Origin of the sequence: Sphaerospermopsis sp. FACHB-1194, from assembly GCF_014696235.1 — a bacterium.
GTDB classification, from domain to species: Bacteria; Cyanobacteriota; Cyanobacteriia; order Cyanobacteriales; family Nostocaceae; genus Sphaerospermopsis; species Sphaerospermopsis kisseleviana.
This window is the reverse complement of sequence record NZ_JACJPU010000057.1, coordinates 21,085-28,384: the sequence shown is the minus strand read 5'-3', so window position 1 is coordinate 28,384 and position 7,300 is coordinate 21,085. Positions and strand designations below refer to the sequence as shown.

The following is a 7,300-nucleotide window of genomic DNA, read 5'->3' as shown; positions in this document are numbered from 1 at the left end:
TTTTTGGGAAGTTGGGATTTTTGCAAGGTGCAGTTTTTCAGAAGTTCGGTTTTTGGAAGGTTCGATTTTTTGAAGGTGCAGTTTTTGGGAAGTTGGGATTTTCAGAAGTTCAGTTTTTAGGAAGTTGGGATTTTTCGGAAAGTTTGATTTTCAGAAGTTCGGTTTTTGGGAAGTTGTAATTTTTCAGAAGTTCAGATTTTCGGAAGTTGGGATTTTTCAGAAGTTTGATTTTTAGGAAGTTCAGATTTTCAGAAGTTTGATTTTGGGAAGTTTGATTTTGGAAAAGTTCGGTTTTTGGGAAGTTGGGATTTTTGCAAGGTGCAGTTTTTCAGAAGTTCGGTTTTTGGAAGGTTCGATTTTTTGAAGGTGCAGTTTTTGGGAAGTTGGGATTTTCAGAAGTTCAGTTTTTAGGAAGTTGGGATTTTTCGGAAAGTTTGATTTTCAGAAGTTCAGATTTTCGGAAGTTGGGATTTTTCAGAAGTTTGATTTTTAGGAAGTTCAGATTTTCAGAAGTTTGATTTTTAGGAAGTTCAGATTTTCAGAAGTTTGATTTTTAGGAAGTTCAGATTTTCAGAAGTTTGATTTTGGGAAGTTCAGATTTTCAGAAGTTTGATTTTGGAAAAGTTCGGTTTTTGGGAAGTTGGGATTTTTGCAAGGTGCAGTTTTTCAGAAGTTCGGTTTTTGGGAGGTTCGATTTTTTGAAGGTGCAGTTTTTGGGAAGTTGGGATTTTCAGAAGTTCAGTTTTTAGGAAGTTGGGATTTTTCGGAAAGTTTGATTTTCAGAAGTTCGGTTTTTGGGAAGTTGTAATTTTTCAGAAGTTCAGATTTTCGGAAGTTTGATTTTTGGGAAGTTCAGATTTTGGGAAGTTGGGATTTTTCAGAAGTTTGATTTTTAGGAAGTTCAGATTTTCAGAAGTTTGATTTTGGAAAAGTTCGGTTTTTGGGAAGTTGGGATTTTTGAGAAGTTGCAATTTTGAGAAGTTGCGATTTTGAGAAGTTGCGATTTTTCGGAAGTTCATATTTTCAGAAGTTCGGTTTTTGGGAAGTTGGGATTTTTGAGAAGTTGCAATTTTGAGAAGTTGGGATTTTTGAGAAGTTGCGATTTTTTGAGAAATTCGATTTTTGGGAAGTTTGTAATTTCAGAAGTTCAGAATTTCATCAGTTTTTTATTAAATCACCCCTTACCCATTATCAATTATCAATTGTCAATTATCAATTGTTGAATCTAGTTCTGGTAACTTTGGTATCGGTTTAGCTATTGTTGGTGAAACTAAAGGTTATCGGGTGATGATTGTTATTGATGCAAAAACACCTGTAACTATGCGCCGAATGCTTACTGCTTATGGTGCAGAACTCGTTGAATTTCCTTTAAATGCTGCCGATGCTCAAGGTTCAATGCAGGTAGCGAGAATGACAAAAGCTCAGGAATTAGCCGCAAATATACCTGGCGCTTGGTATCCATGTCAACATAAAAATCCTCTTAATACTGATGCTCATGAACTTTGGACAGCGCGGAAAATTGTTGACGCTTTCGGGGGTGCGCCTGATGCTATAGTTATAGGTGTGAGTACAGCCGGTCAATTAGGGGGTATTAGTCGCTACTTTAAAACATATTATCCCCAAACCAGAATTATTGGTGTTGATGTGGCTGGATCGGCTATTTTTGGTACTCCCAGACACCCCTATAAGATGACAGGACTGGGTTTATCCTTCGTTCCCCCCAATTTTGACCCCCAGGTGTTAGACGCTGCTTATAGCGTCAATGATGCTGTGGCTTTTTCTGTCTGTCATGCTTTGGCTAAATATGAGGGTATGCTTTTGGGCGCTTTTACTGGTGCTATTGTTGCCACAGCTTTAGCTGATACTCAAAGATTTAACAAGCCTCAAACTATGTTGTTACTAAATCCTGATCGGGGCGATCGCTATCTAGAAACAGTTTACAATACCGATTGGTTAACTGCACAAAATATTCACATTTTACAAAGTGACGATCTGGTAACAGCTATTTCTCAGCTTTATCCTGTACCTTTGGATCTTGTTAAATCGCAGGTTAGTTTTAAAAGTTAAATATTTTTTCTCACGCAAAGACGCAAAGACGCAAAGAGTAAGAAATGAAGTTAGAAGAATATACATCTAAAAATATAAGTTTAGGGAGTTTATGGCGGGAATTTTTGCCTTTATCCCTGAGTGATGTGACTATGGCCTGTGGTGATCCGATGATGACTACTACTTTAGCTTATCTTCCTGATGCTCAGGTGAATATAGCGGCTGTAGGTGCGGCTAAGTCTTTGGCAATCTTTTTTGAAAGTCCTATTATTATGATCCTTCACGCTGCTAATGCTTTGGCTGGATCACAAAAATCTAGAGCAGCATTATGGCGTTTTACTTTGTTTGCTGGTGTAGGACTCAGTTTTTTATTAGGTTTGTTGGGAATACCTATCATATTTAATTCTGTTGGTGCGAGTTTGTTGGGTATTCCTTTGGCAATGTTAGCTACAGTCAGTCAAGTATTATTAATAGCTTGTGGTTGGCCGTTTGCGATCGCATGGCGGCGTTATTTTCAAGGTTTATTAATTTACCACGGTAAACCCCGTGCGTTAGCTATAGCTAGTATTTTCAGGCTTTTAACATTGGCTTTAGTTCTGGTAAGTGGGTTTTTAATACAACTATCTGGGGGTGTTTTAGCAGGAATAGCTCTCATTAGTGGGGTGATAGTTGAAGCTGTAGCTGTAACATTTTTTGCTTATCGCAGTGGAGCAACCATACCCCCAGAAACAGAAACCAAACCTGGGTTACCCCAAAACTTAGCCCAGGTATGGAAATTTTATTTCCCCCTAGCAAATACAATGATGGTAGTTTGGGGAGGGAGAGCGATATTAATTAGTATTCTTGCCCGCGCTCAAGATGCTACAATTGCTATTGCTGCTTGGTCTGCTGCGTGGGGTTTGGTATTAGTAATTGCTAATTCTACCCGCATGGTACAACAAATGGTAATTAAATATCGCCATCAAGTGAGCGATCGCCAACTTTTGACTTTTGCTATTAGCGTAGGTGCAGTTTGTTCGACATTATTATTATTGATGAGTGTAACACCCATAGGCGATCGCATAGTTCAAAGTTTTATCGGTAATGATCTTACCCTTGCAAATAGCATCAAACCTGTACTTTTAATATGTGCCATTGTACCATTATTTGTAGCTTTGCAAAATGCCACACAAGGTTTTTTAGTAAGTGAAAATCGTACAGGTCATGTTAATCTATCCACATGGTTAGCAACAGGAACTTTATTAATAATTGCCAGTTTAGCTATTAATAAAGGAATGAAGGGAGCAATAGCCGCAGCTATAGCTATGATCACATCAATGATAGTAGAAATTACTTGTTTACTGTGGAAACGAGTGGTAAAGACAGCGTAAAAGTAGAACCATGATCAACCTGACTTTCTACTTCTAATTTACCTTTATGAGTTTGGGTAATGGCCAAAGCAATAGCTAAACCCAAACCCGAACCCCCAGTATTTCGAGAACGATCAGCCACGATAAAACCTAAATCTTTTTCATCTTCAACTAATATTAATCGCATAGAAACTAAAAATTAAAAATTAAAAATCCTCAAAACCAAAAGAATATAAAAATAAACATAGCCTCCCGAAAAACTCTCTGTAAAACTCTTACCTTTGTGTCCTTTGCGTCCTTTGCGGTTCAATCATATCAAGCCTAGCATAATTTTTATTGTCATGGTAAATACTTTTGTACAACAGTCCAACCAGTCAAAGAAACCCAAGCAAAACCAAAGAAAAGAATCATATTCAAAGTAATATGTAAAGGTCTAGCCCAAAATTGACCTGTACTAATTTGAGTTGCACTAAAAGCAGAAATTAAAACCAAAATTACCACAGATAAACCAGCGAATAAATGTAAAGAATGACCCAAAGAACCAAAATGTCCTAAAGTCCCCATAATACCAATAAATAACAATAATAATACCAAACTTACCATAGTGAAGCCAATAAAAAAATGAAAGTTTTTGACTATATTATTCACCCTTGGTAAAACCACACCAATGGGAGAACGTCCAGTATTTCTAACTTGCCATAACCAAAAACCAGACATTGCTAAAATAACATAAGCTAGAATCGCTAAACCCATAGACCAAGCTGCTATTTTCCACAACCATAAAAAAGAAGGTAAGTTCATAGTAAAAAATTAAAAGTCAAAAAACAGGGAACAGGAAGATATGGAGATGGGGGAGAAATTTTTATGAGATTGGAGTTGACACAAACAATCCAAAATCCAAAATAAATAAATCCTGCCTCCTCAATATAAAATACCACAGATTGATGAGGAAGTGTACACTCGGTGCATTTGTGAACGGCTGAATGCTTACGGTAAAATTCTTAACTTATTCCCAATTCCCAATTCCCAATTCCCTATTCCCTATTCCCTATTCTCCAATAAAATAAAAAAGGCTGCTGAGTTCAGCAACCCTCAAATTTAATAAACGTGCTTTTTTTTAATCAAAGGATATTAATCCAGGGATTTTTAAAACTTTTGACATTAACTAACCTTCCCATCTGTCACACTCCCAGATTCAGTAAAAACTCATGTTGTGACTGATAGGTTTTCATGGAGGCTGTGATATTTTGTAAAGGTTTTGTGGTATCTTCAATTTTTGTATTCATTTCCGACACCATCGCATTGGTGTTTGCAGCTTCTATTCCTGGGGCTGAGTCTTGATCACCCTCATCACTACCAGGTTCATTCAGTGCTAGGCGATCGCACGGTATTGTATCCGACAAAATCGCACTCGCCATCATTCCTGTATGAATCTCCATTTGCGCTTTTTTCGGCGCTTCAAAAACTAGCCTTTGTCCAGGAAACACCACCCTTTCAAAGTACCAGTTAGCAACATTGGAAATACGCGCCACCTGTATTTTACTTGTAGCATTGACGTAGCAGCAGAGAATTTTCCCCGATTGCTCCGGTGGTAGAGAATCTAATATTTGAGCCATAACTGCTGAGGAGCTTTTACGCCACAATTTTACATTACACAACCAAAACTAACATCGGATGATCCCCATTTGCTGTAACTGCGACTACCAACTGAAATTTTCTGCATCATTTCTATCTAAAGTCATGTTTTTTTGGAAAAAAATTGGCAAATATATCTTAATTTTTGCATTATTATACATTTTCAACTAAATTTCTTTAGTTTTGCTGTTCCCCCTCTGTGAACTTAACAACCCTGAAAGCTTGTCAGACAAGGCTACTAACCCCAGGCTTGCTGAGAAGTTGGTTTTTCAATTTTATCGATCTACTGATTTACATCTGCTAATTTGCAGGCGACAATCATCACTGAATCATTGACGCTCCCCGCCTTAGGGGATTCTTGTTTCAATGAGCAACCATGCCTAAACTTGTTACCAAATCTGGGTAGAGATCAATGTTATGGTAAAGATATATGAAATTTTCTTCATAAACTTTATCTATTGCTAACCATCAATGATTTTGATGACCAGCAATTTTACCTTTTCTCACTTTTCCTGAAAGTAAATTTGCCAATATCAAAAACTGGCTCAAATGTCAAGCAAAATATTGGTAAATTAAGATTAACACCACAAACCCACAGGTTTAGACCAGATATTTCTCTAGTTTTCCCCTACAAATTGGCAAGATGGCAGTTGAAACAACCATGATGGAAAATCGAATCCTTTACGTTCGCCTTCCTTGTAACCCCATCTTTCCCATTGGGGTTGTTTACCTGAGTGATCACGTCCACAAACTATTCCCTAACATCGAACAAAAAATATTTGATTTAGGAACAGTACCACCCCTGGACTACAGCAGCGCCCTAGATCGCTGTATTGACGAATTTAAACCCACACTCCTAGTCTTTTCTTGGCGAGATATTCAAATCTATGCACCAGTAGGAGGTAGAGGTGGCAACCCCCTACAAAACGCCTTTGAATTTTACTATGCCAAAAACCCATTCATTAAATTACGGGGTGCATTAGGCGGGTTGCGGATCTTCATCGCCTACTATGTAGAACTATGGCGCAACTTGGGATTAATCAAACGCGGTTTAAAACGCGCCCAAAGATATCATAACCAAGCCCGTGCAGTTGTTGGTGGTGGTGCAGTCAGCGTATTTTATGAACAGTTAGGAAAAAGCCTACCTTCAGGAACAATAATTTCCGTAGGTGAAGGGGAAACCCTACTTACAAAATACCTCAGTGGCCAAGAATTTCGGGATGAACGTTGTTATGTAGTGGGAGAAAACCAACCCCGTCAACGCCTGATCCATGAACAACCCACACCCCTAGAAAAAACCGCTTGTAACTACGACTACATAGAAACCATCTGGCCAGAAATTAACTACTACCTGCAAGATAAAGATTTCTATATTGGTGTACAAACCAAGCGCGGTTGTCCCCATAACTGCTGTTATTGTGTGTACACAGTAGTTGAAGGTAAGCAGGTACGCATTAATCCCGCCGATGAAGTTGTAGCCGAGATCCGCCAACTATATAATCGCGGTGTCCGTAACTTCTGGTTTACCGATGCTCAATTTATCCCCGCCCGCAGATATATTGATGATGCAATAGAGCTATTGCAAAAAATAGTTGATTCTGGCATGACAGATATTAACTGGGCGGCCTATATTAGAGCAGACAACTTAACACCAGAACTGTGTGAGTTGATGGCCAAAACCGGGATGAATTATTTTGAAATCGGCATTACTAGCGGTTCTCAAGAACTGGTACGGAAAATGCGGATGGGTTACAACCTGCGGACTGTACTGCAAAACTGCCGTGACTTGAAAGCAGCAGGTTTTAATGATATGGTTTCCGTCAATTACTCATTTAACGTCATTGATGAGCGTCCCGAAACCATCCGCCAAACTATAGCCTATCATCGAGAACTAGAACGGATTTTTGGCGCGGATAAAGTTGAACCTGCTATTTTCTTCATTGGACTGCAACCCCATACCCACCTGGAAGAATATGCTTTTAAAGAAGGTATCCTCAAACCAGGGTATAATCCTATGAGTTTGATGCCCTGGACTGCCAAAAAACTACTTTGGAATCCAGAACCATTAGGATCATTTTTCGGAGAAGTCTGTTTACAAGCTTGGCGACAAAACCCCAACGACTTCGGTAGGGAAGTAATGAAAATCTTAGAAGCAAGATTAGGTTGCGCTGAGTTGGAAACAGCACTGACAGCCCCAATTGTGGAAAAAACTGAGAAACAATTGGCTAGTGTAAACTGAGTGTGTATGAGGTGACAGGTGACAGGTGACA

4 protein-coding genes and 2 pseudogenes are annotated in these 7,300 nt (G+C 38.7%); 3 read left to right on the top strand and 3 right to left on the bottom strand.

All coding sequences use genetic code 11. The features are described 5' to 3' along the window. Window positions 1-1,212 precede the first annotated feature (1,212 nt). Together H6F45_RS23145 and H6F45_RS23140 are read left to right on the top strand one after the other, a co-directional pair. Window positions 1,213-2,067, top strand: a pseudogene (locus H6F45_RS23145) (cysteine synthase family protein); the annotation flags it as partial. 44 nt (window positions 2,068-2,111) lie between these two features. Further along, the gene (locus tag H6F45_RS23140; RefSeq protein WP_137669423.1) at window positions 2,112-3,416 is read left to right on the top strand and encodes a hypothetical protein; all 1,305 of its coding nucleotides are present in this window, start codon (window positions 2,112-2,114) and stop codon (window positions 3,414-3,416) included. Here H6F45_RS23140 and H6F45_RS23135 read toward each other — a convergent pair. The 3 genes and pseudogenes from H6F45_RS23135 to H6F45_RS23125 form a co-directional block, all read right to left on the bottom strand. Continuing rightward, window positions 3,376-3,534 (bottom strand): annotated as a pseudogene (locus H6F45_RS23135) (ATP-binding protein); the annotation flags it as partial. The gene H6F45_RS23140 and the pseudogene H6F45_RS23135 overlap by 41 nt on opposite strands. A 200-nt stretch (window positions 3,535-3,734) precedes the next feature. Then, window positions 3,735-4,196, bottom strand: coding sequence for a DUF4079 domain-containing protein (locus tag H6F45_RS23130; protein ID WP_096570128.1), 462 nt, complete (start codon window positions 4,194-4,196; stop codon window positions 3,735-3,737). A gap of 380 nt (window positions 4,197-4,576) precedes the next feature. After that, a complete protein-coding gene (locus H6F45_RS23125) occupies window positions 4,577-5,011 on the bottom strand; it encodes a DUF1830 domain-containing protein (protein WP_096570130.1) in 435 nt (144 codons plus the stop codon). 662 nt (window positions 5,012-5,673) lie between these two features. Here H6F45_RS23125 and H6F45_RS23120 point away from each other — a divergent pair. Next, a complete protein-coding gene (locus H6F45_RS23120; RefSeq protein ID WP_190348492.1) occupies window positions 5,674-7,269 on the top strand; it encodes a photosystem II high light acclimation radical SAM protein in 1,596 nt (531 codons plus the stop codon). The last annotated feature ends 31 nt before the right edge of the window (window positions 7,270-7,300 follow it).